Source organism: Hydrotalea lipotrueae (assembly GCF_019249625.1).
Taxonomy (GTDB): domain Bacteria; phylum Bacteroidota; class Bacteroidia; order Chitinophagales; family Chitinophagaceae; genus Hydrotalea; species Hydrotalea flava.
The window spans coordinates 1-26,547 of record NZ_JAESDL010000025.1 but is presented as its reverse complement, the minus strand read 5'-3'; the positions used below and the strand labels follow the sequence as shown (position 1 = coordinate 26,547).

Sequence of the window (26,547 nt, the reverse complement as noted above, 5' to 3'; positions counted from 1 at the left end):
TGAACCGGTAAGTTCACTTTTTTAATGATAAACAGACCATTAATTGATGTATTATGTTTAATTCACTGAGTGAAAAATTAGAATCCGCATTTAAAAATCTAAAAGGCCAGGCACGTATTACCGAGCTGAATGTTGCCAATACGGTGAAAGATATTCGCAGGGCATTGATTGATGCAGATGTGAACTTTAAAATTGCCAAAGAATTTACAGATAAAGTAAAAGAAAAAACCATTGGCGAAAAGGTAATTAATGCCGTTAGTCCTGGGCAGTTAATGGTAAAAATTGTGCAGGATGAATTAACTGAATTAATGGGTGGCACAGCGGCTGAATTTTCAGTAACTGGCAACCCCGCCATTATTTTAATTGCAGGCTTACAGGGAAGTGGTAAAACTACTTTTACAGGCAAGCTGGCCAATTATTTAAAAAACCAAAAAGGTAAATCGCCCATGGTGGTAGCGGCAGATATTTACCGACCGGCTGCTATTGACCAGTTAACTGTTTTAGCCGAACAGGTAGGAGTACCTGTTTATGCAGAACGCGAAAACAAAGATGCCGTAAGCATTGTGCAAAATGCGTTAAAGTCCGCCAAAGCACAGAACAAAAATGTGGTGATTATTGATACGGCAGGCCGTTTGGCCATTGATGAAGTAATGATGACCGAAGTGGCCAATATTAAACAAGCGGTAAATCCATCTGAAATTTTATTTGTGGTAGATGCCATGACCGGACAGGATGCGGTAAATACAGCTAAAGCCTTCAACGACCGGCTCGATTTTACCGGCGTGGTATTAACCAAATTAGATGGCGATACCCGTGGTGGTGCGGCACTTTCCATCAAATACACTGTGCAGAAGCCCATTAAATTTATGAGCAGCGGCGAAAAAATGGATACACTCGATGTGTTTTATCCTGACCGTATGGCACAGCGTATTTTGGGGATGGGTGATATTGCCTCATTAGTAGAAAAAGCACAGGAGCAATTTGATGAAGAACGTGCCAGAAAGCTGGAAAAAAAAATCAGGAAAAACCAATTTGATTTTCAGGATTTCTTAGAACAACTGCAGCAAATTAAAAAAATGGGTAACCTGAAAGATTTGATGGGCATGATACCCGGTGTAGGTAAAGCCATTAAAGATGTAGATATTAATGATGATGCGTTTAAAGGAATTGAAGCCATTATTCATTCCATGACACCCGAAGAAAGGTCTAATCCCGATTTAATTGACCAACGAAGAAAATTGCGTATTGCCAAAGGCAGCGGAAAAGATATTCAGGAAGTAAACGCCTTCATGAAGCAATTTGAACAAATGAAAAAAATGATGGGCGCCATGAATAAATTACCCATAGGGGGCAGAATGCCGGGGTTCAGGCGATAAATGTCAAAAAAAACGAGCAAGGCTCATAATTTTGTATTAAATATCAAAAACAAAACAGCTAAAGTTGGAGGGAAAGCAATCCTTTATTATTTTCGCCGTCCAAATAAAATTGAAACCCTATTTATTAACGCCTTTAAATGTCTATTTAACATGGCAGTAAAAATGAGATTACAAAGACACGGCAGTAAAAAACGCCCATTTTACTTTATAGTAGTGGCCGATGCCCGTGCACCCAGAGATGGTAAATTCATCCAAAAACTGGGCACTTACAATCCTTTAACCGTACCGGCAACCATTCAATTAGATCGTCAGAAAGCTTTAGACTGGTTACATAAAGGTGCACAACCTACCGACACAGTAAGAAGGATTCTTTCCTTTAAAGGGGTATTGTACCTGAAGCATTTGTTGCGTGGTGTTTCCCTGGGATTATTTGATGATGCAACGGCTATGACCAAATTTCAGGCATGGCACGATGAACATGAAGCCCAGTTAAAACGCAGAGGCGAATCGCACAAGCAACAAAAACGCCAGCGTCAGGAGTACAAACCTGTTGTTAAAAAGGTAGAAGAACAACCTGCTGAAGGCGGTTCAGAAGCGTAGTAAGCCTGCACAAAAAAATGTAGCCCCGTTAACCATAAACCCGTTAACAGGGCTTTTTAATTTTCTGCCTTTTCATTCTTTTAACTACATAGTTTTGTGTAAACCCATTGGACGCATGGCTATTCAACAATATATTCATATCGGTAAAATTGTGGCCACTTTTGGCACTAACGGACAGGTAATTGTGCAGCATGTACTGGGGAAAAAAACGGCATTGAAAGGCATTAAGGCCATTTTTATAGAACAAAATAAAAACAGTTACCTGCCTTATTTTGTAGAAACCGCCAAACCCAAAAACACCGAAGAAACTTTTGTACAATTAGAAGGGGTAGGCAGTAAAGAAGCAGCGCACCGTTTTTTAAACAAAAATGTATGGTTGCCTGAGGCAGATGCCATTGCATTAATGGATGTGAATGCACCCATTGCTTTATTGGGATATACCATTGTAGAAAAGCAAAAAACATTGGGTACCATAGAGGAAGTAATAACGCAACCACATCAGGTATTGGTACGCATTTCCATTGAAGGCAAAGAGGTACTTATTCCCCTGCATGAAGATACCCTTCAGAAAATAGACCGTAAAAGAAAAGAAGTTTGGGTAAACCTGCCCGAAGGTTTGTTAGCAATATATCTGTAAATCCATGGAAAATAATGATTATCCTCTGTTTCGCTTTACCATTACGGTAACAGCAGCACATTTAGACCATTTAAACCATGTAAACAATGTGGTGTATGTGCAATGGTTACAGGATGCTGCTTATAACCACTGGATGCAAAAAGTACCCGAAGCCTTGCACCGCGAAGTATTATGGGTAGTACGCCGCCATGAAATAGATTACTTATCCGGCGCTTTTTTAGGTGATGAATTAGAAATAACTACCTGGCCCGGCGAACATACCGGCGTAACCTGGCAACGCCATTATACCATTGTGCGCTTGCGCGATAACCAAACCATTATTAAAGCCACCAGTATTTGGGCATTGATACACCGTGCTAATTTTCGCCCGAGGCGAATTGATGCGGCTATTTTGCAGGTGTTGCGGTAGGAAAATGTATTTAGATTAATCTATATACAAAAGGGTGGCTGACTTTTGATCCACCCATAACAAACTTCATGAAAGGCTTAATATTTTATAATTTTTTTTATGATTCTTTTGTTTTATCTGTTATTTCTATCAAATACATACCGGAGGCAAACCCATTCATATTGAAAGTATTCAGGGTGTTTACTTTTTGAATGCTTTGTAAGGTTTTGCCCGAAAAATCCATTAAATGAATCTGTGCATGAGCTCTATCAATGCTGTCTGCAGGTATGGCTACATAGAGTAAATTTTTTGCAGGATTTGGAAATACTGCAAATTTTTCAAGGCTTTCATCCATTGCAATTCCTGATTGTACATTGCGCAGGCTCAGAGTACCGGCACAGCCATTAGAAGATTGAAAGCGATACCGTAAGTTGTTGGTACCACAAGCGTTGGTAGCATAGATGGGGAAAATACCCCATTGGTTAATATCTGTAAAATAAAAACGCAGGTTATTACCCGTTTGGCTCCAGGGTATGGAAGCAGAAGATAAGGAAGGCGTATCCCACAGCACCGTAGCACCCGGTGAAACTGCCATGTTAGTTGTTATATATTGCAAGTAACAGGCATCATTATAATCTGTTTGAAAACGGCTATAAGGTTTTAATGGCTCACTGGAATTGGTGGGCGAATTGTACCAGCCCTGAATAGTGGGGGTGCCAACTGTAATACTTTTTGATATTGACTGACCATTAGTAAAGGTTGCAGTAATTATACCACTTCCATTGCTTAAGCCTGAGACAGTTAAACTATATGAAGTTGAAGAGATTATCTGCAAATTTGAAGATACCGACCATGTTGGAGTGCTTGGCACGTCACATGAATTTATATTAAAATTTTTGTTAGATGATATGCATACATAAGAATCTCCATTTATTACATTAAACTTTATAGGATACCATGGTGCTTGTGGTACACCATCTAATTCTTTTAATAACCAATTGACACTTTCACAATCGAAACTGGTGTGTTGTGTATTGTAGTCATAGCCAAAATAGCTATCAAAAGGAGTTTCATTGCTACAAACCAAATTTCTGTTTAAAGGCTGGCTCCAATCTTGGTCCGGATTTTTTATACCCAATGCTGAGAAGGAAGGAATAAAAGAATGAACTAAACCATTTGTTCTTGATTCCCAATTAATCTTTAACCACTCAAAACTTGGCCAACCTGAGTTCCAAATTGCATGAACATTTGTACCTAATATAGCTGAATGTAGAAGATCCCAAGCCGGAAAACAACCTCCTGGAATAACATCCATACTGCCTCTTGAATTCATATTTGTAATAGTTTGATTATATCCTGAACTAGTACTTAAAAATCTAAACTTACGGCTTATCATCCCAGAACTACCATAGGAGGGTAAGTTATATGCTTCTAAAGCAGCCACCAAATTATCCCACCAAAAAGTATGTATAAAGCCTCTTACATTCAGTCTTTGATCACTCTGAATTCCAAAATCTCCGCTAACAGTTCCATTGATTGCAAAAGTTTTTTTACCAGATAAGGAACCATTTACTAATGCAATTTTTCTTAAATTAACAGGATATCCATTAGAATTGGGTAACCCATTATTGAAAGTGTTATTATAATATTGTTGGTAGAATGGTGAACCTATATTCATTGAAAAACCTTGCGTTATTGTTCGTCCGTTCATATTCGCAGAAGAATAGTCAGGCGTTTGTAATTCAATTAATTGTTGTTTTGCAGCGGCAGAGCCTAACCAATTGTTGTAAAAATCTGCTGCTTTTGGAGCATCATCTTTAAGTTGATATACTAAGCTTTGTGCACCATAAGGTATGTTAGCTCCTAAATGCGGGCTATCAATACTTATCCATAAACGGGTATGATGCAACCATTGGGCATTATTAGTTTCAGCATATTTTTTTTCCATATAAGCTAAGGCATAACGGGAAATTTGCCCGCCCATGCTAGGGCCTGCAATTACCAATTGCTCATTAATACCTGCAGATTGTAATCTTCCATTGAGCATTTGTATAAGTGCAACCATATTCATTGCGTTACGTTCTATATAATCTGCCCCGCCATCTATTTTTTGTCCGTTATATGTGTATTCTGGGTAATTAACAATTACAACATCATAACCTTTTGCTCTTAACACTGCAATTAAATTTGTATCAACACCATTACAATTTGTGTACTTCATGATGTCTTCTATTGAATGGTCGATGTCTTTCGTATAAGGGTGGTCACTTGAATAGTCTTTTTCTTGTATTTTTCTTATATCTCCAGGATCAAAACCATCGGAAATAATAATTGGCTTAAGTAAGGTGGGCTGTGTATTGCCATTATTGTTATGATAAAAAATACGGTATTGCAACTGACCATAAACAGGTGTTGTTTCGCTATAGCCCTGAAAAGCAATATTGGCTGTTAATGTGCCATCTTCTATTAAAGGGTCAAACCCATTAACAGTGAGTATGGGTATTACTATTGCGTACAAATTGCCATAAGTTGTATGTGTACTACCATCGCTATATGTAGCTGTAAAACTTAATACTTTATAACCCGTTTGTGTATAGGATACATTCACTGAGTTAGCTATAAAACTTCCATTAGCAATGATACTGTGCTGAATCCCATCGCCTAAATCTGCGGTTAAACTTGTTATGGTTTGGGTACCATTACTAAAAAACAAATCATTTCTAAAATTAAAAGTAAAATTTTGACCAGTAATACCATTTTTTAAAGGAGCGATTATTAATGTATGCAATTGCAAAAATGGCGGCTTACCTGCTATGGAGTAAAATTGATTGTTACTTAATGTTAACCTACCTGCGGAAGGGTTATTGGCATTATAATTTAAGATAGAAAATTGGGTATTTATGATACCAATATCAACTACTGAAGTTTGGGTTGCGTCGGTATATCGCTGGCGTAAAGTTGTATAAGGAATAAATTTTTGCTGATTACTGGCACGATATAATTCGCTGAAAGCCTGTTCAAAGTATCCTAATGTAGCAGTATCGAAAGCCTGATTATAATTGTATAAGTTAGCGAAAGGTATCACTCGTTCATATATTATTCCACTGGTTACCGAAGACTGGTTAACATTGGTAAGCATGGCATCCAAATCGGATGTTTGGGATAGGATAGGATTGTTGAACATGGTAAGCATAAATATTACCATAGATACAGTTAGTAACTTTTTCATAACTTGCATAGGTTTTAATTGTAAATAATCGGGTTGATTGTTTTTAATTATTATCGAAGGAGGCAGATGGCAGTCTGCCTCTGTTTTTTAAAATTTTTTATATCGTATTGTTGTCCAGTTTATATCAAAGCGTCCGTTAGTAATACTAATTGTATCTGTTCCATTTTTTTCACATAACTTTCCATAAAATGTACCAGATATAATGTGTTTTAATGCATCATAGTTTGTTATAGTTATTTTACCTGAACTATCATATGAGCCATAATAAATCCAAATATTTTTATTATAATCAAACGCCCTACAATAAATGTGGTTCTCATAATACACAGGAAATCCTGTTACAGCATTTTCATATGTGGTTTGCTTCCAGTTATAATCTCCAGATTTAAGTTGCTGTACATTTTGCAAATGTATCATCATACTATTGATTGGCTTCCCATCTTGATAGTTCCCTACATAAAATTCGATCCAATCGGAACCGAAGATTACACTTACACCTTCTTTTCCGAACGGAGTAGACCAAGTCGGATTACCATTTTTTGGTAATGATGCTATATTATTTACTAAACACCCAAAAGTATTAGCCCCGGTATCGGTTATCGGTGGTAATAAACTTAACTGGTTTACACTTTTTTTGCAGCTAATTATTGCAAAACAGGTAATTGCAATGAAAAGAATTTGTATAGTTTTCATAAGAAAATATTTAAAGCATGGGTTAAAAATAAAATTTATTCTCGGTAATACATAGCAATTTTAAATATTTTTTAATAAATTTAATATAGGTAGTATATTGTCTGTGTTCTTTATTGAGTAGAAAGCAAAATTGCTGTCAGGTACTACAGTGCCGGTATAGTTGTCTAAGTTTAAAAATCAATTCCATCATCCCTTGGTAAACCGGTAGTAATGCGTGTTTTGTTTATATTGGCAAATACATCATTTATTTTGCCATCATATTGTGTGGTGTCATTCATTTGTAAATAACCGCTTATTCAAAATCTCTATACAATGATTAGTTGATAATACTGTATATTTCACTATTTTAATTTTTTTTAATGATGTAACAAAATTGCTTTTTATTGCTTCTTTCAGTTATTCACTAAGAAACATAACATACACACATTTTAAACATTTAGGGTAGGATAAAATGACTTGTTCCCACCTTCTCCTGACATCTCTGTAATTTAGCTGCTGTTATTTTCATGAATCAGCCTCAGCGTTATATTGCCCATTTTGATTTAGACTCATTTTTTGTGAGTGTGGAAGTCATTAAAAATCCTGCACTGCAACATCTGCCTGTTTTGGTGGGGGGTAGTAGTGCAAGAGGGGTAGTGGCTGCCTGCAGTTATGCAGCTCGTAAATTTGGTATACATAGCGCCATGCCCATGAAGCGTGCTTTACAGCTTTGCCCCCAGGCAATTGTGTTGCCAGGTTCTTATAAAGAGTACAGCCGCTTTTCTAATCGGGTTACCAATATCATTGCCCAAGCAGCACCTGCCTTTCAGAAAGCTAGTATTGATGAGTTTTATATTGATTTAACGGGGATGGATGCCTTTTTTAATCCATTGCAATGGACCATTGATTTGCGGCAGCAAATAATGGCTGCCACCGGTTTGCCTATTTCTTTTGGGTTAGCTACAACCAAACTCATTGCCAAAATTGCTACTGATGAAGCTAAACCTAACGGATACCTGTTTGTGCAGCCCGGTAAGGAAAAAGATTTTTTAGCGTCCCTTCCTGTTCAAAAAATTCCGGGTGTAGGTAAACATACTTTGCCTGTTTTGCAGCAAATGGGTATTCATTTCATTGAAGATATATTGCAGTTTACACCACAACATTTAGAACAAAAGTTGGGTAAATGGGGGCAAACCCTTTACCACATTGCTACAGGTAGTTACGATTCGCCTTTGGAAACGGCGCGTGAAGCCAAATCTATTTCTACCGAACAAACTTTTGCTGCCAATACCACTGATAAGGCTTTTTTGGAACAAAAACTGGTACAAATGACCGAAAAAGTGGCTTATGAATTAAGACAGGATGCTCAGTTTACCGGTTGCCTTGCCGTTAAAATACGTTATGCCGATTTTACTACTACTTCTAAACAAACTACCATACCGCTTACGTTTTGTGATGATGAATTGATACCGGTGGCTAAACAACTGTTTCAACAATTGCATCAACCTAACCTTCCTGTTCGGCTTTTGGGCGTGCGCTTAAGTGCTTTAAGTTTACACGGACAAGCACCTGATTTGTTTAATCAAACCCATACAAAGGCCAACTTATACAAAGCAATTGATGCCGTAAAAAACAAATATGGTACCTTTGCACTGCAAAAAGGAAGAAGCCTGTAAAGTTAAATTTTGATGAAGTGTACATTTATTAATCTACTGAATTGATAGAGTATTTATCTTTGCGCTTTCTTTTTCACCCAAATTGATTTGTTAACCATTAAAAATATCGTTTTATGAGCTTACGTTTAGGCGACACAGTTCCCAATTTCAAAGCAAAAACTTCTATTGGCGACATTGATTTTTATGAATACCTGGGAGATAGCTGGGGTATTTTATTTTCACATCCTGCGGATTACACACCTGTTTGTACAACCGAATTGGGAAAAACGGCGTTATTGAAAGCAGAATTTGATAAGCGGAATACAAAAGTATTGGCTTTAAGTGTTGATGATGTGGAAAGCCACAAAAAATGGATAAGCGATATTGACGAAACACAGCATACCCATGTTGATTTCCCGATTATTGCGGATGAAGATAAAAAAGTGGCTACATTATTTGATATGATTCATCCCAATGCTTCTGAAACACATACCGTTCGTTCATTATTTATTATTGGACCTGATAAAAAATTAAAATTATTTATCACTTATCCGGCCTCTACCGGCCGCAACTTTAATGAAGTATTGCGTGTGTTGGATTCATTGCAATTAACTGCAAAATATAGTGTGGCAACACCTGCAAACTGGAATCCCGGTGAAGATGTAATTATTGGTTTGGGAATTAAAACAGAAGATGCACCTGCTAAATTTCCTAAAGGTGTAAAAGTGGTAAAACCTTATTTGCGTTATACCCCACAGCCTGATAAAGACTAATACCTTTTTTCATCATACTTGTAATAAGGCCCTGTTTATTCAGGGCTTTTTTTGTGGGGTTACTACTTTAATTCCTTAACTTAACCCCTTTAAACAAACAAATTGATATGAAAAAAATGCTACTCCTGACACTGCTATTTTATCAAATGGCGGCTGCCCAAAAAACCATTATTTACTGCGGCAAATTAATTGATGTAAATAAATTATCGGTACAGCAAGACATGTCCGTTATTGTGCAAGGCGATACAGTTGCCGATATTCAAAAAGGTTACGTAAATGCCGCTGCTAATGATAAAGTAATTGATTTGAAAAAATATACCGTTATGCCCGGTTTAATTGATGCGCATGTGCACTTGGAAAGTCAAACCAGTCCTGATGCCATGATGAAACGATTAACTCAAAACCCTGCCGATATTGCTTTTCAGGCAGCCGTGTATGCCAAAACAACATTAATGGCAGGCTTTACCACTGTGCGTGATGTAGGCGGCAGTGGCGTAAATATTGCGTTGCGTAATGCGGTTAATAAAGGTTTGGTGATTGGCCCCCGGATTTTTACGGCCGGCTCTATTATATCTACTACCGGTGGTCATGGGGACCCTACCAACGGATTAAGAGAAGATTTAATGATGATGCCACAATTGAATGAAAATGTGGTAAATGGCAATGATGAATGTAGAAAGGCTGTTCGGCAGCATTATAAAGATGGCGCCGATTTAATTAAAATTACTGCCACCGGTGGTGTATTAAGTTTAGAGAAAGATGGAGCAGGTGCGCAGTTTACAGAAGATGAAATTAAAACCATTGTAGAAACAGCGAAAGATTATGGAATGCGGGTAGCTGCACATGCACATGGCCCTGAAGGCATGAAGCGGGCTGTATTGGCAGGTGTAACTTCTATTGAGCATGGAACATACATGACGCCTGAAATAATGGAACTAATGAAGGAACGAGGTACTTATTTAGTGCCTACCATTATTGCCGGTATATCAGTAGCCGATTCAGCCACTAAAATGCCCGGATATTTTCCACCGATTATTCGTGCAAAAGCCATTCAAATAGGTTCGGTTATTCAGGCTACTTTTGCAAAAGCATACAAAGCCGGTGTAAAAATTGCTTTTGGTACGGATGCCGGTGTGTACAACCACGGAAAAAACTGGATGGAATTTGGTTATATGCACGAAGCAGGTATGCCTGTTTTAGAATGTATTAAAGCCGCTACCGTTAGTGCTGCCGATTTAATTGGGGATACTAAAATTGGCAGCCTTGAAAAAGGAAAAATGGCCGATGTAGTGGCGGTGTATGGCGACCCTGTGCAGGATGTGAATGTAATGGGCAAAATTGTATTTGTGATGAAATCAGGTAAAGTGTACAAATCAGAATAAGCAGGTAATATTTTTTATACAACGGAATGCCATGATGCGACAACGGCATTCCGTTTTTTTAAATACCCAGAACAGTTTTTAAGCGCGTATAGCCGGTTTTGCTCACAGGTAATTGCTGGCCGGTGCTCAATATGGCAGCATAATTTTCTTTTTCGTATAATTCAATTTTGGTTATGAGCTGCAGGTTTACAATATAAGAGCGGTGTATTCTGGCAAATTGCTGCTGAGAAAGAGTTTGCTCAAAATACTGCATGGTTTTTTTCTTTAAATAATATCCTTCTTTAGTTACTATTTTTACGTAATCATCAGCCGCTTCTAAATAGTGTACTTGTGTAACCGGTATAATTTTTATTTTTGTTCCATCCTTTACTACAATCCGATTGGTTTCCTGTGGTGTAGGTGCCAATGTTTCTAAAAAATTGCTTGTATTGGTGTTGGTTTTTTGGTTTAGTACTTTTTGCATGGCTTTATCAAACCGTTCGCGGCTAAAAGGTTTCAATAAATAATCAATTGCATTTTGTTCAAAAGCTTTAATGGCATATTCTTCAAAGGCAGTTGTAAAAATAATGGCAGCATTCGTTTCTACTAATTCCAATAATTCAAACCCGGTTATTTTGGGCATTTGTATATCTAAGAACAATAAATCGGGCTGGTATTGCTGTATTTGTTTAGCTGCTTCAAAGCCGTCGCCACATTCGGCTTGTAAATGAATAGAAGGATAATGTTGCAAGTACTCTTTGATAATACTGCGTGCCAGTGGCTCATCATCTATTATAATACAATTCATGGGTTTAGTTCGTTGTATTTATTTTAAGTTGTGGAATCAACAAAGTTGTACTAAAGGTGGTCTCAGTTTTTTCAATGGTTAATAAATCATTTCGTCCAAATAACAGCCAGAGTCTTCGTTTCACTGCCGATATTCCAAAGCCTGTTCCGGGCAAAGTTACAGCTGTGCTGGCATCATAGGGATTTTGAATTGTAATAATTAACTGGCCATTTTCATTTATTGCTTGTATGTTAATGGTAACCTCACCAATGGTATCATATAACCCGAATTTAATCGCATTTTCAACCAAGGGTTGCAATAACAATGAGGGAAGTGTTAACGGTAAGGCATTGCTGTTTGCCTGAATATTGGTTAACATTCTATACCCAAAACGTACCTGTTCAATAGAAAGATACAAACCAATATAGGATAATTCTTCTTCTAATGTATTCCAATGGTCTTCTTTACGCAATGTGCCTCTCAAAAACTCAGACAATTGTTGTATCATTTCTCTGGCTTTTTCAGGTTGTACAGTAGTTAATGCGCTAATGGAATTTAAACTATTAAATAAAAAATGGGGTTGCAATTGTTGGCGCAATTTAGATAGTTCTGCTTCTTTGGCTAATTCAGCAATACTCTGCTGTTGGGTTTCTGTTTTTAACCAATCTATTTGTGTGTACCAAATTAAACCGGCTAATGTAATGCAGCCCATCATCAAGAACCCAAATGCAAAGCGCAATAATAAGGTAGTTTTTAGTAATTGTATATAAGCTGCATTACCGGCAAAAATATGCTTTAGTATGAATTGTATCACGATGACCCATGCTACGCTTAATACAAAGCTTACTACAATAATGTACCAGTATTTTTCTTTTTTGGGTAAATAGTATCGTAGGTTATTGATCACCAACCAACAACAGGCAAACAACAAAATATTTCCTACAATGCTATCTGTAATAGCGATTGCGGAACTTATTCCGGTTATTAATAAAATGTTCCATTGCAATATTATCCAAACCAGCCACCAGAAAATGAGTGCTGGTACATTTCCTTTGCCGTGTAAAAAAGATTGGGTCACTATATTAGTAAATGGTTTGTGTTTGTAATGAATTGGCTTCTACAACTTGTACTGCTTTTTTGTGGGTAATATATAAATAGTTTTCTGCATTATCAACTTCTTTAATACAGGAGGCAATTTCAATTCCATCTGTCGGCGATTGAATATCGTATAAAGCCGTAATGGCAATAAACTGCCACTGCACCGGCTGTTGGTGAATGTTCATAAAACAATCTTCTTCTGCTTTACCCAATACAATAGCCTTTTGTAAAGCTTCTTGTTGGTGAGTGGCATAAAACAATCTGATTTGTTCATCAAATTGCGGCGTATGGTTTCCATTTCCACAAACAATTCTGAAAACCATTTTTGCAATATAGCAGTTCATGTGGTTCTGTTTGAAAGATATATAATATAAAATAACTCAATGGTTTATTTAGCTATTCACCTATTCTCCATTCATCAACGACAACATTCTGTTCAGCACTTCACTGCTGTTTGTTGTAAATAGCTCTTATTTGTTGATATGCTTCATTTGTAGCGCTGTAATGGTTTGTTTAACTGCTTCCTGATTAGAAGTTGGTGTATAATTGAAATACCTGTTAAATTTAGAACTGTCAAAATAATAATCCCTGTCATATTGATAACACATTTCACTCAACTCTCTTAATATTGGGATGAACATACCCAGTGTTTGAATGCCCCATTTGGGTAATACCTGGTATTGATGTTTTGCATGCATCTCTTCTGCAAATAATTGAATCCATTCTTCGCCGGTAATTTTTTGCGTATCTGTAGGCAGGTTCCAAATTTGATTGTAAGCAGACGGCATATTACCCAATAAGGCTGTTCCTTTGCCTAAATCAGGTGTATAACCCATGCTGTGTATTACTTTGGCATTGCATACCCATTGTGCTTTCTTCCCTAATTTTAAATTTTTGTACACCATTGTCATGAGAATACTTTTCTGAATAACGCTGCCAAAAAAATCAGGAGCACGGGCAATGATGGCATCTAAGTTTTTACTTTCTATACTATTGAGAATCAGTTTGTCTACTTCAGCCCTTACCTTACCTTTTTTACTGGTAGGACTAATAGGCGATGCTTCAGTAATGTGGTTTACATAGTCTCCGCCAATGGCGTATACGTTATCAAAGAAAACTAATTTGCAGCGGTGTTGTGCACAAGCATCTATCACGTTTTTAACTAATGGGGGCCACATCTGTTGCCAAATTTTGGTATTGTATTCGAGGCCAATTAACAAATAAACAATAACACTGCCTTCTACGGCTTTAAATACTTCTTCCCGGTTGAAAAGATTGGCTGCTAACAATTCATCTGTTTCATTTACTTTTTTTGGGTTCCTTCCTACTAATCTAATATCTGGAGTGAATTTTGGCAATTCTTTTGCCAGTTCTATACCAATGGCCCCACCGGCACCTAAAATAGTTTGTTTCATTTTATTGATTTGTTGAATTCATTTATAGTCGGATGTTTATGTTTAATGTGAATGTTACCCTATGGCTGCACCGTCAGTAACTCCTGATTTCAATACCTGCAAATACGGCAGATCCTTTTAAAATGAGTACTTTATTAGGTGTATCTGAAATGATGGTATTTTGATTACGTTTATCATCTACACCATGAAATACGCCATCCATTTCGTTTTTAACAGTCCAGCTTTTCGGCACAATCAATTTCACACCCCCAAAAACTGATTCTATTTGCAGGCAGGCCGGTTCTTGCATGTCGGCTTGTGTACAATCTATTTCAACACCGCCAAATACACAGTTAATTTTACCGCCTGAAAATTTTTTTGAAATAACACTGCGTTGCACACCACTAAAAATTGAATTAATGGTTAAGAAATCTTCTTCGCTGGTAATTGGTGTTGGCGTATCGGCGATTGTACTTTTATAATTTTGCTCATACCGGAATCTTCTACCACATCCGTGATTGATTTTTTTAGGTTTTACAATAAAAATAATACCTAAGCCAATTAAAAAGGCAGGCCATAGATATTGATGAAATGTAGCATTAGCTAATTGCTGATCAATTAGAAAAAAGCTACCAATACCAACTAGAATAATCCAGGAAAAATTTTGGAATCGATGTTTAATACCCGATAAGATGCCAATAGCAATCAGTAACATTGGCCAGGAAAAAATCCAGTCAGGGATGGGATAACCCATTTTGTTAGCCAATAACAATAATCCGCCAATAATAAAGAAGATGCCCATGTAGAGCCGGTTGCTTTTGTGTTCGTATGGATGATTCATCATGTTTTTTTTATTGATGAGTCAAAGCTAAATACTTTCATCCCATACGAAAATAGTAGTTAGGTATTTGGAGGTAATTGGGCGGTAAATGCCTGAAAAACATAGGTAGATGAATGAAAATACTGTTAATTTCATTCATTCAATGAAGTTCTTGTACCAGAATTAATTTTTATTCTTTAGTATCATCAAATAAAAATAGGTTACGCAGCAAAAGTTAATTAAAAAATACTACTAATAAAATAAAATAATCCTGCAATAGCAATGATTAAACTACCCCACCATAAAATACTTTTTTTAGTAAGAATAGAAATTGCAGAAATAGCAATTGCTACTTGAAATAATGTAACAGCTCTGGCCAATAACATATGTTTGGCAAGGTGCGCCTCACTACTTTCCTCAAAAGAACTTGCTTTAGCTTTTATAGCATTGCTTTCCTGTAAGGTTTCATCTGCTGTTTTGTGGCTTGTAATTGAAGTAGTTGATTCTAGTTTTCTAATTTCGGCTTTAATTGTTTTTGCCTGATAGTAAGCCCATTGGTCGGAGGCCTTTATTTGGTCAATCATGGCCTCATTGGAATGATGGCCAGCCAGTAAACTGGATATTGCTGCCAGTACTGCCATTAATGCCGTTGATATAGCAATATACATTGAAAAATGCGAAGGTTCTTTTTCGTTGAGTTCTTCTACTTTTTCTTTGATGGTTTCATGCAAATGCTCGGTAGGTACTTCTATCTCATCCATAATAGATAGTATGTTTAAAATTACTTTTGACAAATTGTATTTGTGCAATACACCTGTTCAAAATTACTGTAATGTTTATTATACGGAATCGTTTATTTTGCCTTATAGGATTAATAATTGATTAAAGTACAATGTCCATTCTTTTAAAAACAAAGATATGCGGAAAATTCTATTTGTTTTCATTTTTCTAACAATGGCATATGCTGGCACTATAGGCTGTCAGCAACCCCAAAATAATCAGTCAAAACCACACTATAAAGGTATTTTAAAACTGAAAAAAGATGCCGGGTTTAATTCTAATCCCAAAATCATTCGTTATTCACGTCATGCCAGATGCAGAATGGAATGCAGGCATATTACAGAGAATGAGATAGGTGAAATAATACATAATGGTAAAATTGATTACCGTAAAAGCCAGTTACAAGCCGATAATTGCCAAAAGCGTTATGCTTTAGAAGGGAATACAAACGAAAACCAATACCTGCGGGTAATAGTAGCCGAATGTGGTGATGTGTTAACCGTTATTACCTGTATTGATTTAAAAGAGGATTGGCCCTGCAGCTGCCACTAACGGTATATCCTTGATGTATTAACATAAGTTTAATAAGGCCTTGAATTACCTGCCACTAATTATTACAATTTTCGTTGCTAATTTTTCCTGTCCAATTAACTGGTCGCGTATCAATACTAAGTAAACGCCACTGGCTACTTTTTCGCCTTTATAATTTAATCCGTTCCAAACGGCTTGTCCGCCCAATGCTTGTGTTTGATATACCAATCTGCCCGATAAATCAGCAATTTTCACCAATGCATTTTCGGAAACCCCTCTTATGGCAATGGTTCCGGAATAGCCGGGAGGAACTGGATTTGGAAACACTAATACACTATCGTTGGTAGTAGTACCTTCTGTTGCAGTGCTTCTATAGCTTACAATACCCGTAAAGGTGCTGATGAATACTTCGCCGGTATTGGGATTAATTACTAATTTTTGAACATTATTATCTGGCAAGGGTGAATTGGATGCAGTAAAATGCTGAATAATTTTATCGCCTTCGGCTGAAACCAGCCATACACCATTATTAGTGCCTACCCACTTTCTGTTAGCGCCATCAACAGCAATACATTTTACTTGTTGGCCTTGAAACAAATAACCCGCAAAAAGGTCTTGTTGAATAACGGGCCAAACGGCATCGCAAGGTTGTTGAAAATAATTGGTAGCACATTGTATTACTCCAATGCCATTATCGGTACCAATCCAGATAAATCCGTTTTTATCTTTTGCCAGGCAATACACATTATTACCGGGTAAGTTTCCTTTGCCAATACCGGTTTGTAACAATTGCCATTGGTCATCATTGGTAGCATCAATACTATTTCCATAATTATAACAAAGCAAACCGTTGTTTTTGGGGCTTATTATCCATAACTGATTGGCATCATCTACCACAATTTGGCTCAGTGCATTTTCTGCTAAAGTAAAAGGAACCGAAAAACCTTTAAAATTGCCATCTGCTTTTAAAACCTGTAAATTTTGTGCAGCACCATAGTTGCTTATCCATAAATTATGTTGCGTATCAAAAGCCAAACCGCTAATGCGGTAACTACCAGGGTCGCCAATTGTGGGTTGTAGGGTGGAGTTGCTTTGCTTATATATTTGAATATTGTTTCCATTTATGTGCACCAACCCGCCACCGTAACTGCCTGCCCAAATACTTCCATCTTTATTATCAGTGGCTAAAGTAATAAAGTCGAGTGTGGTATCTAAAACCGCATTAGTATATGCACCCACATCACTCCATATACCATCTTTCAAAAAATAAATACCATTTCGGTTATATTGATAATTCCAGGCATCGTTAACACTGCCGGCAGCTACATATAATGTTTGTTGGGTAATAACCATATCGCCACTGGCAGGCCCTAATGGGCCATTGGGAACATACCGTTGATAACTGTTATTACTAAAGGCCGATAATCCTCCATAATAATCTGCAATCCAGGTAGTATTATTAGCAATAATCGCATCCTTCGGAAAGGATACTACGTTGGGTACTGCAATGGTATTGATTATATTTGCATTTGCTGCTAAAGTAATTACCCTGCTATTACCTGAAGCCGTTCTTTGGCAAATTAACAGGTTATTACCCGATGCTTCCATTTTAGTAATTGGCCAATTATTATCAGCATACCACAATACCCAGTTATTGTTGTTCCATACGTAAATGGTATTTTGTAATTGTGCATAAAGTAAACCATTGGCAACAACTATATTGTTTACGGTACCGGCTGGCAAGCCATTGGTGCCACTCATGTTTGACCAGTTGCTGTAATTGGCTAAGTTAGTGCCAGCAGCCGGTGCTGTTTTTAAACCCTCATCGGTAGCAGCATACAACTGATTGTTAGATTGAATACAGGCATTGATGTTTATTTGATTGCCATTGCTGCCAATTATCCAAGTATCTTTTATGTCGTAGTTCTGCAGGTTAACCACAACAATGCCCAGCCCGGTTGATAAATAAGCAAAACCGGCATTGCAGTATATAGAATGAATGGTTTTATTGCCGCTGATATTGCTTCTTTGAATATCGCTGATGTTGGTAACGATACTTCCTTTTAGTACATCTATATTGCTGCTGTTATAGGCAATTACCAATTGCTGTGTAAGGTCATCCCATCCAATTGTACTTACACCCATATCGTTAAGGCCGGTTACTTTACTATATCTTTCTATTTCATTGTTGGCATCAATGCTAAAAACATTATTGGTTGTTGCACAATACAATTTATCACCCTGTACTACTGCTGTTGCATTTTTGTAATTAAAATGCTCCCGCCAATAGCCAATGGGTTGTAAGCTGCTTTGTGCCAAGCTTTGTATGCAGTATAAACATAACAGCCAACACCATTGTAAACGTTTTATGTAGAATGCGTTACTGTATAACATGCTTTAAAAGTAAAAGAGTATCAATTGTTTTCTTTTTGTATATAATGTTGAATGGTAAAGAAATTGACAATCCACAAAATTCCTAAAAATAATACTGCTGTGGTAAAGGTATATACCGAAAGCATATTGCTGATGAACATATATTGTTGTTGCAGCCAACCGGCAACGGCATATTGCAGTATGCCAATAATCAATACTGCACCTGTAATAATAAAAATATTGGGAGGAAAAAAACGGTGCATTAAAAACTGCCTTAATTGTTTTGGTGCTGCACCCAAGGTAATGAGCAATTGTATTTCATTCTTACAAGATGCAATGGTTAATTGAATAAACAATGAAAAGATGAGTAGTGCAAACAGTAATAAAATGATACCGGTAATCCAACTAATGCGCACCACCATATTTACAATTTGCCGGTATTTGCTAAAGCGGGTTTTATCGGCATCAGTAGTGAGTTGGTGTGCTTTTAAATATTGCACCAATGCAGGATTTCCGGGGTCTTTGGTACGAATTACCACTCTGGATGGTTGCAACACATTGTCGGTGGCATATTGTGAGTTAGCCCATTGCATAAATGATTCCGGAACCAGTAATGAAGTAATTCTATCGCTAAATCCAACTACTTTTCCTTTTAATGATACCATGCCATTGGGTGTTTGAATATTCACTTTAAACACAATCATTTTTACAATTTCCTGTGTTATCTGCGGCAGGTTTTGTGAAAGTGAAAATTGAAAATTATAAAAATCGAGAAATAAGTTTGGCGCAATTATAGGTATAATATCTTCTCCGGGTGCCCAATGCCATTGAGAACTGTCTACATCAATAAATGCTGCAGGTACACTTTCAAATGAAATATCGGTATAAAACGGAAACTGGCTGCTATAGCTTTGTATAGAGGCTTTGAAGCGGCTGGGCGTTAAAATACCTACTGCATCAACAAAAGGTTGTTTTTTAAAATCATCAATGGCTGAAGCCGATAAAGTGGTATTGCCATAATTGGCGTTGGTGAGTTGTTTATTTACTACTAAAAAGTTGGCTACACTATCCTGGTTGCTTTTACTGTGCAATAAATCGTTGTAATTGGCTTGTAACTGTACTGCAGATAAAATGAGTAACAGCGCAGCAGATAGCCCGATAATAGCCAGCAACAAACGTAATCTGCCCGATGCGGTTTTAATGATTTTTTTTAATATGCTATTCCATTCTTTCACTACAGTTGTAAAGTTTGGTGGTATGAAAAATGTGCATCTTCATCTAAATCGGTTAATATAAAACCGGCATTTCTTTTGGTACATTCTTCGGCAATCAGTACAGCGGCTTTTGCAGTGTTTTCACGGTCAAGGTGACTAAAAGGTTCATCCATCAATAACCAGTTAAAAGGTTGCATCAGTGCACGAATAATTGCAATTCGTTGTTGTTCTCCATAACTACAAATGCCTGTCCGTTGGTTTAAAATTTTACTAATCCCTAATTCTTTTGCCATTTCATCAATGATGTAAGAAGGATAATAGGGTTGATACATAACCCTTTTTAATTCAATATTTTCACGGGCGGTAATATTTGGGAATAGGCGCAGGTCCTGGAATATAATACTGATGTTTTGTTGGCGCAGAATAGCTAATTCCGCTGCATTGTATTGTTTTTGTTCCTGTTTGTTCCAGTAAATACTTCCTTCATAATCGTTACGCAGGTGGTACAATAAATGAATAAAAGTGGTTTTGCCTGTACCACTGGGTGCTTTTATTTTAATAAAATGACCGGATGCAAATTCCACATCTTGTAACCAAATATCGCTGTTACGCTTTTGTAGATTTGATTTTAATGGAACAGGAACCAGGTTTTCAATATGTAAGTGCATCATGTTGTTGCTTCAAATTACAGGCTGCCCAATCTGGAAGAAAAAGGAACATTGAAAATAGATTCATTGGTATCGCCGTCATTATTTTTTCTGGCATTCCTGTTTTTTTGCATTTGTTTAGAAATGTAGGGAAATAGTTGCAGTATGCTTACTAAACTGTTTTGCGATTCATTCTGCATACGCAGTACATAACTGCCTGATGTATTTGTGCCATTAAAGGGTACTCCTTTAATAATTACATCTTTAAAAGTGTGGTGAATAAGCGTGTTTGAAGCACTGCTGTCGGTGGCAATAACATCAATAATTTTTTCAATATCGCTATACACAAATGTATGGCTACCTTTCATTTGCTGTAAAATGTTATCGTTAAAAGCAACCGGTGCATTGTTGTTATTATAGGTAACCAATAAGGCAGTATCGTTGGTAATGATCATGTTTTTATCGTCAGTGAATAACGTTAAGTTTATGGCCCCCATTATTTTACCTGCTTTATAGGTTTTATTTTCTTTTACTACCCAGCCGGCTTCAGCAACTTTGTTCATAATAGTATGAAAGCTGGAAGGATTGCCAATTGGCATATTTATCAAAAATTTACCCCACTTGTGTATATCGGTTTTGTAACTTTTTAAATTCAGGTCAGAAATTACTAAAGCCATATCGCCCGTAAAGGCGTTGTAAATTGTTGATGAGGGTATACCAGTTTTGTCTAAAAACCCATCTACTAACGGTGCCACATCTAGCTCTTGTAAAACGCCATTAATAATTTGTGGATTAAATGCCATTAGCATCGCAAAATCAATATTTTTTGAAGGATAATGTTCAATCAGTTGTGTATTTACCTTGCCGCTTTTATAGGTTTCTAAAATTGCTTTTACCAGTTTGTTGGGATAAAAATTAGTATTGGCTACAATTTTTCCTTTTTCAAAATTAAAAGTACCGGTCGTAATATTGTTATTGAGTAAATCGTTTAATTTGGGCAATTGCAACATGCCGGTATTAAAAGTATTTAGTGCATTGGTAGTGGTGCTGTAAAAATAGCCATCAGAAGGGGTTTTAAATAAATTCTGAACCAATGGTATTGCACTCATAGATGTGCCTGTACTTTCCGTATAATAGCGGTTTACTTCTTTTTTTAATTCATTAACCTTGCTAATTATGTCAGGTTCTTTTACCCGCATAATGCTGTCAGGAAATAACCCTTTGGGTTGTTCTGTGTAATCTTGCAGCGTAACTATCGCATTTTCTTTATTCCATGAAACAATACCGTTGCCATCCCATTGTATAAAAGCATAATTTTTTTCATGGTGTATATCTCTTCCTTTCAAATAATCAATACCGGTTAAGTAAGCCGAGAGCTTACCGCTGTCGGTAATTCCCATAATTAAGCTTATAAAATTGCTGTACGATTTGTTGGCATATACTTTTGTAGTTTTAAAAAGTATTACCCGGCTATTCCAGTTAATGCCCGCCTTCTTCAGTTGTTGATATTGTTGTAACAAATTGGTATTGCCTGTATCTGTTTTAATCAGTTTTTGAATAACCGAGTCAACTGAAATGCCTGCTGTTTCTAATTTGTTGTGTATTTGTTGGGTGTTTATGCACATAATGGTAGATGCATCATTGGGTATGAGTTTTAACTCTTTGGGTGTTTTAGAAGAGCAGGCGGCCAGCAGGCTAATGCCCAGTAGCACAATGCAATAGGAAAAAATATGACGTTGCATGAAGTGTATTTTATAATATGGTTGTAAAAATGTGGTAATTTTCTTTCAAAATCACATAAATATATAAAATTCCTTTCAATTCTTTGTAGCATGGTACAATACTTCCTGAATATTAGGTCGTATATGTAAATTAAACAATAAATTATTGTTGCGGGTAGGATTTACATGGTTGCTTAAGAAAATGTACACCAAATTTTCTTTGGGGTCAACCCACACACAGGTGCCTGTAAAGCCGGTATGCCCAAACGTAAGGGGCGATGCGTCTTTACACGGGTAGGGGTAAGGGTCTTTGGATGTGGCATTGTTTTTTTCAGGTTTGTCGAAACCCAGTCCTCGCCTGCTTTCAGCACTATTGTATGCAGTAAATTTATTAATTACCTGCTCCGATAAATAGCGTTTGCCGTTCATTACGCCCTTGTTCAATAACATTTGATATAGTTGAGCTAAATCGTAGGCATCACTAAACAAACCGGCATGGCCTGCAATACCACCCAGCATCGCAGCGCCTTCATCATGTACATCACCCCATATTTGTTGGTTTCTGAAATGCGTTTCTACCTCCGTTGGGGCTATTTCATCCAAAGGAATTTTTTTGCGGGGTGAAAAGGTGGTAGATATCATTTGTAAAGGCCGGTAAAACTGATCGTTTACATATTCATCTAAACGCTGGCCGGTTACTGCTTCTACTACTTTAGCCAATAAAATAAAATCATTATCGCTATACACATAATGCCCGTGTGGCAGTAGTTTGCTTTGCATAATGCGGTGTAGAATAGTATCCTCCCAATTGTTACGCAGGTATAGGTTTTCAGCTACTCTTATCTGGTGGTTAGCATCTTTTTGTGTAGAAAAATATTGTGGTAAAGGCATGCCCGTTACCGAGTCAATTACTTCTTTATAAAAACTGATAAAAGGTACTAAGCCTGCCTGATGCAATAATATATCTTTCAACACCAAACCGGATTTGTTGGTGCCACGTGCCACCGGTAAATAATCGCCTAAGGTTTTATGGATATCTACCTTTCCTTCATCTACTAATTTCATGATAGCTACTGTAGTGGCCGATACCTTAGTTACCGAAGCTAAGTCGTATACTGTTTGTAATGTTACCGGTATCTGTTTATCAAAATTCGTATAGCCAAATGCTTTGTGATACACTACTTTCCCATTTCTTGCCGCCAATACTTGGCAACCGGGATAGGCGCCTTTATCAACACCCTCCTGTGCAATACTATCTATTTGTTGAAGTATAGCAGCATTCATGCCCACTGCCTCAGGCGTTGTTGCAGGAAACCAATCATTGTACTGCAATCCGGTACCGTAAGGCAAAGAAGTACAAACAGAAACCGGCAAAGTTCCCTTGGCTGTTAAGTTGCCTGTTAGCCATTGGTAAGCTGCCAATTGTGTATCGTAAGTATCTTCATTGCAAGCTAACAAATTGGGTGCTTCACAAACATTGGCAATGGCATACGGATTACCAAAAATGCATACAATACTTTGTGGTAACTGTTGTAATTGGTTTAACAGATATACTGAAGGATTATCTATTCCAAAGTTATGGGCGGGGCGGCGACTGTAATTGTGTAAGCCAACAATAATGATATCATAATTGCCCGAATGAATGCTGTTCAGTAAAAGATTGGCAGCCGCCGTATCTGATTTTGCCTGTGGAATGGTGTTGTTTAAGTTATCCATTACTTCTTTGCCCATGCCCTGTTTGTCTGCAAAAGCGTAGTATTTAGTACCGTAGTTATTTTGTAGTTGTTGTGCAATAACCGGCTCCCCATTTGCACCTATAGATACATATGCTATTTTTTTATTCTGTTGTAATGGTTGTAAACTTGTATTGTTTAGCCTTAATAAAGTAATTGCCTGTTCTGTTACTGTTTTGTTCAGTGCAGCCGTATGTTGGTTTAAATCATTAACTAAGTTTGTGGTGTCAATAGGTCTACGTTGTGCTAATCCCATATTGTATTTCACCAATAACACTTTTTTCACTCTTGCATTAATATCATTCCAGCTTAATTTTTTTTGCTTGATGGCATTTAATATCAGTTCAATACTACCCGGTACATCGCCAGGTAAACATAGCATATCATTACCTGCAATAAGCGATTGTAAGGCTGCCTCGCCGGCAGGAAAATATTTGGCAATACCCTGCATTTCTAACGCATCGGTGAAAGTGATTCCTTGAAAGCCCAATTTGTTCTTTAATAATCCGGTAACGGCATTTTTAGAAATGGAAGTGGCAACATGCTCCGTGCTGTCAATGGCCGGTACAAACAAATGGCCCATCATTACACTACCTACCCCGGCTTTAATCAGCGTTTTAAATGGGTATAATTCCAATGATTCTAATTGAGCCATACTTTTATTAATAGCGGGTAGGTCTTTGTGTGAATCAACTGAAACATCGCCATGGCCGGGAAAATGTTTGGCACAAGCCATGATGTTTTCATCCTGCATACCCTGCATAAAGGCGGTACCGTATAAAGCTACTTTGTATTTGTCTTCTCCAAAACTTCTGTCGTTAATCACCGGGTTCTCCGGATTGTTGTTAATATCAACCACCGGTGCATAATTTACCTGAATACCCATCCGTTTGCATTGTTCGCCCACTGCTTTACCAAACTGATAAATGAGTGGTGCATTATCACTGATAGCACCCATGAGCAATTGGCGTGGAAAAGGTATCACGCTATCTAAACGCATGCCGAGCCCCCATTCGCCATCAATACAGATCATTAATGGAGTTTTGGCAATGTTTTGGTAGTAATTGGTAAGTAAAGCCTGACGTACCGGCCCTCCCTGAAAAAAACACAATCCGCCCACATGGTATTGTTGCACCAATTGGGTTACTGCCTGTACATGTTCTGCACCTAAATTACTATGGGCACGTACAATCATCAGTTGGGCAATGCGGTCTTTTTTATTCATTTTTTTAAAGGTGTGGTTCACCCATTTGTCTGCTGCTTTGGTGTGCGCATAAAAATTTTGTGCCTGCAATGAACAACTGATAAATAAAAACTGTACAACAGCTAAGCATGTTTTCATATTCAAAAAATAATTTTTATGGTTAATGGTTGGATGTGTTTTGTATTAAGCATATTGGTCTGTGTAGGGGTAAAAAAAAATTTTGGGTGATACGTGAATGTGGTACGCATATTTTTGATAAGATGATGCCGTTTTACAAACAACCTGATACGGTAAATAATATTAAAGTTAAGTTGTACTGCCCATTGGTAGTGGTCACAATTTACCAAAAACAGGCAGAAAGCCGAATTATTTTGCAGGAAAATACAGGAGTGGTGGGTAAATAAAACGCCGTACAATGATGTGGTACGGCGTTAATATAAAAATTTTTTTGGAGAAAAGGAGATTAATCCGCTGAGGTTGTTTCCTCTGAATCGGTATGTTCGGGTAATTCAATGGCAATATCATTTTGTTTGATGATGCCGTACCAACGCACCATTTTCTTCATATCACTAGCATACACCCGGTCAAAGTCCATTTCAGGATATACTTTTTTAAAGTAGTTTAAGATGGCTTTCGGGTCTTTTTCTGAGGGTATTACTTCTGCATTTTTATCCATTGCCTTAAATACTTCCACTAAATTCACATTTTCACGGATGGTAAAGATTTCAATACTTTCAATATGCGAAAAATTATGGACACGACTGCTCACAAATTTGGTGGTATTGTCTTCTAATGAGCGAACAATAGCGCCATCTGTTTTACTGCCTACCAGTTCAAACAAACCACTCATGCCTGAAATAGCAATTAACTTTCTATATTCCATACTTCCTTTTTTATTGGCTGCAAAGTAAAGGGAAAGATGTAAAAACAATCATAAACATTTTTAGCTGCCTGTTTTTGTGTTAGGCATAATGAGAAGAAGTATGTTTCCATTCTCCTTTGGTACCGTTGTGTTGATGTATGCACCATTTAAACTAAAAAAAACTGCAAAACTGGCAGGAGACAAAACCCATACCTGTTCGATACAAGTTCGGTTTTCAACGCTGTTGAGTCGAACTTGTATCGAACCATTCTCGAAGCAGGTAGGTAGGAGAGAACAGGTTAATTTAATGACGAATTGGCAGTTTAATGATATCTCTTGCCTTTCTTTGTTCAATGTATTACTTATAGGAAATGAACAGTGCCCCCCGGCTTTAAGAGCGTGCACCTGAGGTATCCATCCCTCTCTTCTGCACATGTTTCGCTGTGCAATTTGCTGATGCACAAATTGCACCACTTGCTGCATTCAGTTTAGCAGCACCAATAAATTTGGAATGGAATTAGCTTATGACAAAACCAATTCCGTTGCAGGCACAACTTATGCCAATGCACAATACAATGGTAACATTACAGGTACAGTATGGAAATCTGCCGGTGGTGCCACTAACCGTAAATATGATTTTACTTACGATAATGTGAACCGGATAACAGCAGCCAATTTTCTGCAAAACAGCA

The 26,547-nt window shown here is 37.3% G+C and carries 23 protein-coding genes; 9 read left to right on the top strand and 14 right to left on the bottom strand.

Translation table 11 applies throughout. The annotated features are described in order from the left end of the window. Positions 1-53: 53 nt before the first annotated feature. The 4 genes from ffh to JK139_RS13100 all read left to right on the top strand — a co-directional run bounded on the left by ffh (position 54) and on the right by JK139_RS13100 (position 3,022). Positions 54-1,376, top strand: a complete 1,323-nt coding sequence (gene ffh / locus JK139_RS13115; protein WP_218331471.1) for a signal recognition particle protein — start codon at positions 54-56, stop codon at positions 1,374-1,376. A gap of 150 nt (positions 1,377-1,526) precedes the next feature. Next, positions 1,527-1,976 (top strand): 30S ribosomal protein S16, encoded by a 450-nt coding sequence (gene rpsP / locus JK139_RS15775; RefSeq protein ID WP_074417431.1) that lies wholly within the window; start codon positions 1,527-1,529, stop codon positions 1,974-1,976. A 94-nt stretch (positions 1,977-2,070) separates the two neighbouring features. Then, positions 2,071-2,613, top strand: a complete 543-nt coding sequence (rimM, locus tag JK139_RS13105) for a ribosome maturation factor RimM (protein ID WP_228733231.1) — start codon at positions 2,071-2,073, stop codon at positions 2,611-2,613. A 4-nt stretch (positions 2,614-2,617) separates the two neighbouring features. Beyond that, on the top strand, positions 2,618-3,022 hold the full coding sequence (locus tag JK139_RS13100) for an acyl-CoA thioesterase (RefSeq protein ID WP_218331470.1): 405 nt from the start codon (positions 2,618-2,620) through the stop codon (positions 3,020-3,022). Between the two features lie 97 nt (positions 3,023-3,119). On the opposite strand, the gene JK139_RS13095 is transcribed toward JK139_RS13100, so the two are convergent. Together JK139_RS13095 and JK139_RS13090 are read right to left on the bottom strand one after the other, a co-directional pair. Then, a complete protein-coding gene (locus tag JK139_RS13095) occupies positions 3,120-6,230 on the bottom strand; it encodes a T9SS type A sorting domain-containing protein (RefSeq protein WP_218331469.1) in 3,111 nt (1,036 codons plus the stop codon). 87 nt (positions 6,231-6,317) lie between these two features. After that, the gene (locus tag JK139_RS13090; RefSeq protein WP_218331468.1) at positions 6,318-6,923 is read right to left on the bottom strand and encodes a hypothetical protein; all 606 of its coding nucleotides are present in this window, start codon (positions 6,921-6,923) and stop codon (positions 6,318-6,320) included. A gap of 506 nt (positions 6,924-7,429) precedes the next feature. Between JK139_RS13090 and dinB the strand changes: the two genes are divergently transcribed. From dinB to JK139_RS13075, 3 genes are all read left to right on the top strand, one after another. Next, positions 7,430-8,578, top strand: a complete 1,149-nt coding sequence (gene dinB, locus JK139_RS13085) for a DNA polymerase IV (protein ID WP_218331467.1) — start codon at positions 7,430-7,432, stop codon at positions 8,576-8,578. Between the two features lie 113 nt (positions 8,579-8,691). Next, positions 8,692-9,330: a peroxiredoxin gene (locus tag JK139_RS13080; RefSeq protein ID WP_218331466.1), complete on the top strand. Its 639-nt coding sequence runs from the start codon at positions 8,692-8,694 to the stop codon at positions 9,328-9,330. 107 nt (positions 9,331-9,437) lie between these two features. Beyond that, complete coding sequence (locus JK139_RS13075; protein WP_218331465.1) at positions 9,438-10,712, top strand: metal-dependent hydrolase family protein; 1,275 nt, start codon at positions 9,438-9,440, stop codon at positions 10,710-10,712. A 58-nt stretch (positions 10,713-10,770) separates the two neighbouring features. Here JK139_RS13075 and JK139_RS13070 read toward each other — a convergent pair whose 3' ends face one another. The 6 genes from JK139_RS13070 to JK139_RS13045 all read right to left on the bottom strand — a co-directional run bounded on the left by JK139_RS13070 (position 10,771) and on the right by JK139_RS13045 (position 15,584). Continuing rightward, positions 10,771-11,499 carry a LytR/AlgR family response regulator transcription factor gene (locus tag JK139_RS13070; protein ID WP_218331464.1) on the bottom strand — a complete coding sequence of 243 codons (729 nt, stop codon included), beginning with the start codon at positions 11,497-11,499 and terminating at the stop codon, positions 10,771-10,773. A gap of 4 nt (positions 11,500-11,503) precedes the next feature. Further along, positions 11,504-12,556, bottom strand: coding sequence for a sensor histidine kinase (locus JK139_RS13065; RefSeq protein WP_218331463.1), 1,053 nt, complete (start codon positions 12,554-12,556; stop codon positions 11,504-11,506). 4 nt (positions 12,557-12,560) lie between these two features. Beyond that, positions 12,561-12,920 (bottom strand): DUF4288 domain-containing protein, encoded by a 360-nt coding sequence (locus JK139_RS13060; protein ID WP_074419240.1) that lies wholly within the window; start codon positions 12,918-12,920, stop codon positions 12,561-12,563. Positions 12,921-13,046: 126 nt separating this feature from the next. Next, complete coding sequence (locus JK139_RS13055) at positions 13,047-13,991, bottom strand: NAD-dependent epimerase/dehydratase family protein (protein ID WP_218331462.1); 945 nt, start codon at positions 13,989-13,991, stop codon at positions 13,047-13,049. A gap of 73 nt (positions 13,992-14,064) precedes the next feature. Then, positions 14,065-14,814, bottom strand: coding sequence for a LiaF transmembrane domain-containing protein (locus JK139_RS13050; RefSeq protein WP_218331461.1), 750 nt, complete (start codon positions 14,812-14,814; stop codon positions 14,065-14,067). Between the two features lie 215 nt (positions 14,815-15,029). Beyond that, positions 15,030-15,584 (bottom strand): DUF4337 domain-containing protein, encoded by a 555-nt coding sequence (locus JK139_RS13045; protein ID WP_218331460.1) that lies wholly within the window; start codon positions 15,582-15,584, stop codon positions 15,030-15,032. A 160-nt stretch (positions 15,585-15,744) separates the two neighbouring features. On the opposite strand from JK139_RS13045, the gene JK139_RS13040 reads away from it, so the two are divergent. Continuing rightward, positions 15,745-16,122 (top strand): DUF4258 domain-containing protein, encoded by a 378-nt coding sequence (locus tag JK139_RS13040; protein ID WP_218331459.1) that lies wholly within the window; start codon positions 15,745-15,747, stop codon positions 16,120-16,122. Positions 16,123-16,167: 45 nt separating this feature from the next. Here the strand turns inward: JK139_RS13040 and porZ are convergent, their stop codons facing one another. The 6 genes from porZ to JK139_RS13010 form a co-directional block, all read right to left on the bottom strand. Then, the gene (porZ, locus tag JK139_RS13035) at positions 16,168-18,495 is read right to left on the bottom strand and encodes a type IX secretion system anionic LPS delivery protein PorZ (RefSeq protein WP_218331458.1); all 2,328 of its coding nucleotides are present in this window, start codon (positions 18,493-18,495) and stop codon (positions 16,168-16,170) included. Positions 18,496-18,515: 20 nt separating this feature from the next. Then, positions 18,516-19,709, bottom strand: coding sequence for a hypothetical protein (locus JK139_RS13030; protein WP_074419234.1), 1,194 nt, complete (start codon positions 19,707-19,709; stop codon positions 18,516-18,518). Beyond that, positions 19,709-20,359, bottom strand: a complete 651-nt coding sequence (locus tag JK139_RS13025; RefSeq protein ID WP_228733230.1) for an ATP-binding cassette domain-containing protein — start codon at positions 20,357-20,359, stop codon at positions 19,709-19,711. Before JK139_RS13025 ends, JK139_RS13030 begins: the two co-directional genes overlap by 1 nt. A gap of 14 nt (positions 20,360-20,373) precedes the next feature. After that, positions 20,374-22,077, bottom strand: a complete 1,704-nt coding sequence (locus tag JK139_RS13020; RefSeq protein WP_074418511.1) for a DUF4836 family protein — start codon at positions 22,075-22,077, stop codon at positions 20,374-20,376. A 75-nt stretch (positions 22,078-22,152) separates the two neighbouring features. Next, on the bottom strand, positions 22,153-25,131 hold the full coding sequence (locus tag JK139_RS13015; protein ID WP_218331457.1) for a glycoside hydrolase family 3 N-terminal domain-containing protein: 2,979 nt from the start codon (positions 25,129-25,131) through the stop codon (positions 22,153-22,155). A 325-nt stretch (positions 25,132-25,456) separates the two neighbouring features. Beyond that, complete coding sequence (locus JK139_RS13010) at positions 25,457-25,876, bottom strand: DUF5606 family protein (protein WP_218331456.1); 420 nt, start codon at positions 25,874-25,876, stop codon at positions 25,457-25,459. A gap of 490 nt (positions 25,877-26,366) precedes the next feature. Here JK139_RS13010 and JK139_RS13005 point away from each other — a divergent pair. After that, positions 26,367-26,547, top strand: a 181-nt coding sequence (locus tag JK139_RS13005; RefSeq protein ID WP_218331455.1) for a hypothetical protein, incomplete at its 3' end; no start/stop codon positions are given.

What these genes read in the sequence shown, in the direction of transcription:
- rpsP (WP_074417431.1), top strand. Translation starts at nt 1,527, where the DNA reads ATGGCAGTAAAAATGAGATTACAAAGACACGGCAGTAAAAAACGCCCA.
- JK139_RS13070 (WP_218331464.1), bottom strand. Translation starts at nt 11,499, where the DNA reads ATGAATTGTATTATAATAGATGATGAGCCACTGGCACGCAGTATTATC.
- JK139_RS13010 (WP_218331456.1), bottom strand. Translation starts at nt 25,876, where the DNA reads ATGGAATATAGAAAGTTAATTGCTATTTCAGGCATGAGTGGTTTGTTT.
- JK139_RS13015 (WP_218331457.1), bottom strand. Translation starts at nt 25,131, where the DNA reads ATGAAAACATGCTTAGCTGTTGTACAGTTTTTATTTATCAGTTGTTCA.
- JK139_RS13090 (WP_218331468.1), bottom strand. Translation starts at nt 6,923, where the DNA reads ATGAAAACTATACAAATTCTTTTCATTGCAATTACCTGTTTTGCAATA.
- JK139_RS13055 (WP_218331462.1), bottom strand. Translation starts at nt 13,991, where the DNA reads ATGAAACAAACTATTTTAGGTGCCGGTGGGGCCATTGGTATAGAACTG.
- JK139_RS13025 (WP_228733230.1), bottom strand. Translation starts at nt 20,359, where the DNA reads ATGATGCACTTACATATTGAAAACCTGGTTCCTGTTCCATTAAAATCA.
- JK139_RS13050 (WP_218331461.1), bottom strand. Translation starts at nt 14,814, where the DNA reads ATGATGAATCATCCATACGAACACAAAAGCAACCGGCTCTACATGGGC.
- JK139_RS13075 (WP_218331465.1), top strand. Translation starts at nt 9,438, where the DNA reads ATGAAAAAAATGCTACTCCTGACACTGCTATTTTATCAAATGGCGGCT.
- JK139_RS13080 (WP_218331466.1), top strand. Translation starts at nt 8,692, where the DNA reads ATGAGCTTACGTTTAGGCGACACAGTTCCCAATTTCAAAGCAAAAACT.
- ffh (WP_218331471.1), top strand. Translation starts at nt 54, where the DNA reads ATGTTTAATTCACTGAGTGAAAAATTAGAATCCGCATTTAAAAATCTA.
- JK139_RS13020 (WP_074418511.1), bottom strand. Translation starts at nt 22,077, where the DNA reads ATGCAACGTCATATTTTTTCCTATTGCATTGTGCTACTGGGCATTAGC.
- porZ (WP_218331458.1), bottom strand. Translation starts at nt 18,495, where the DNA reads ATGTTATACAGTAACGCATTCTACATAAAACGTTTACAATGGTGTTGG.
- JK139_RS13100 (WP_218331470.1), top strand. Translation starts at nt 2,618, where the DNA reads ATGGAAAATAATGATTATCCTCTGTTTCGCTTTACCATTACGGTAACA.
- JK139_RS13095 (WP_218331469.1), bottom strand. Translation starts at nt 6,230, where the DNA reads ATGAAAAAGTTACTAACTGTATCTATGGTAATATTTATGCTTACCATG.
- JK139_RS13040 (WP_218331459.1), top strand. Translation starts at nt 15,745, where the DNA reads ATGGCATATGCTGGCACTATAGGCTGTCAGCAACCCCAAAATAATCAG.
- dinB (WP_218331467.1), top strand. Translation starts at nt 7,430, where the DNA reads ATGAATCAGCCTCAGCGTTATATTGCCCATTTTGATTTAGACTCATTT.
- JK139_RS13060 (WP_074419240.1), bottom strand. Translation starts at nt 12,920, where the DNA reads ATGAACTGCTATATTGCAAAAATGGTTTTCAGAATTGTTTGTGGAAAT.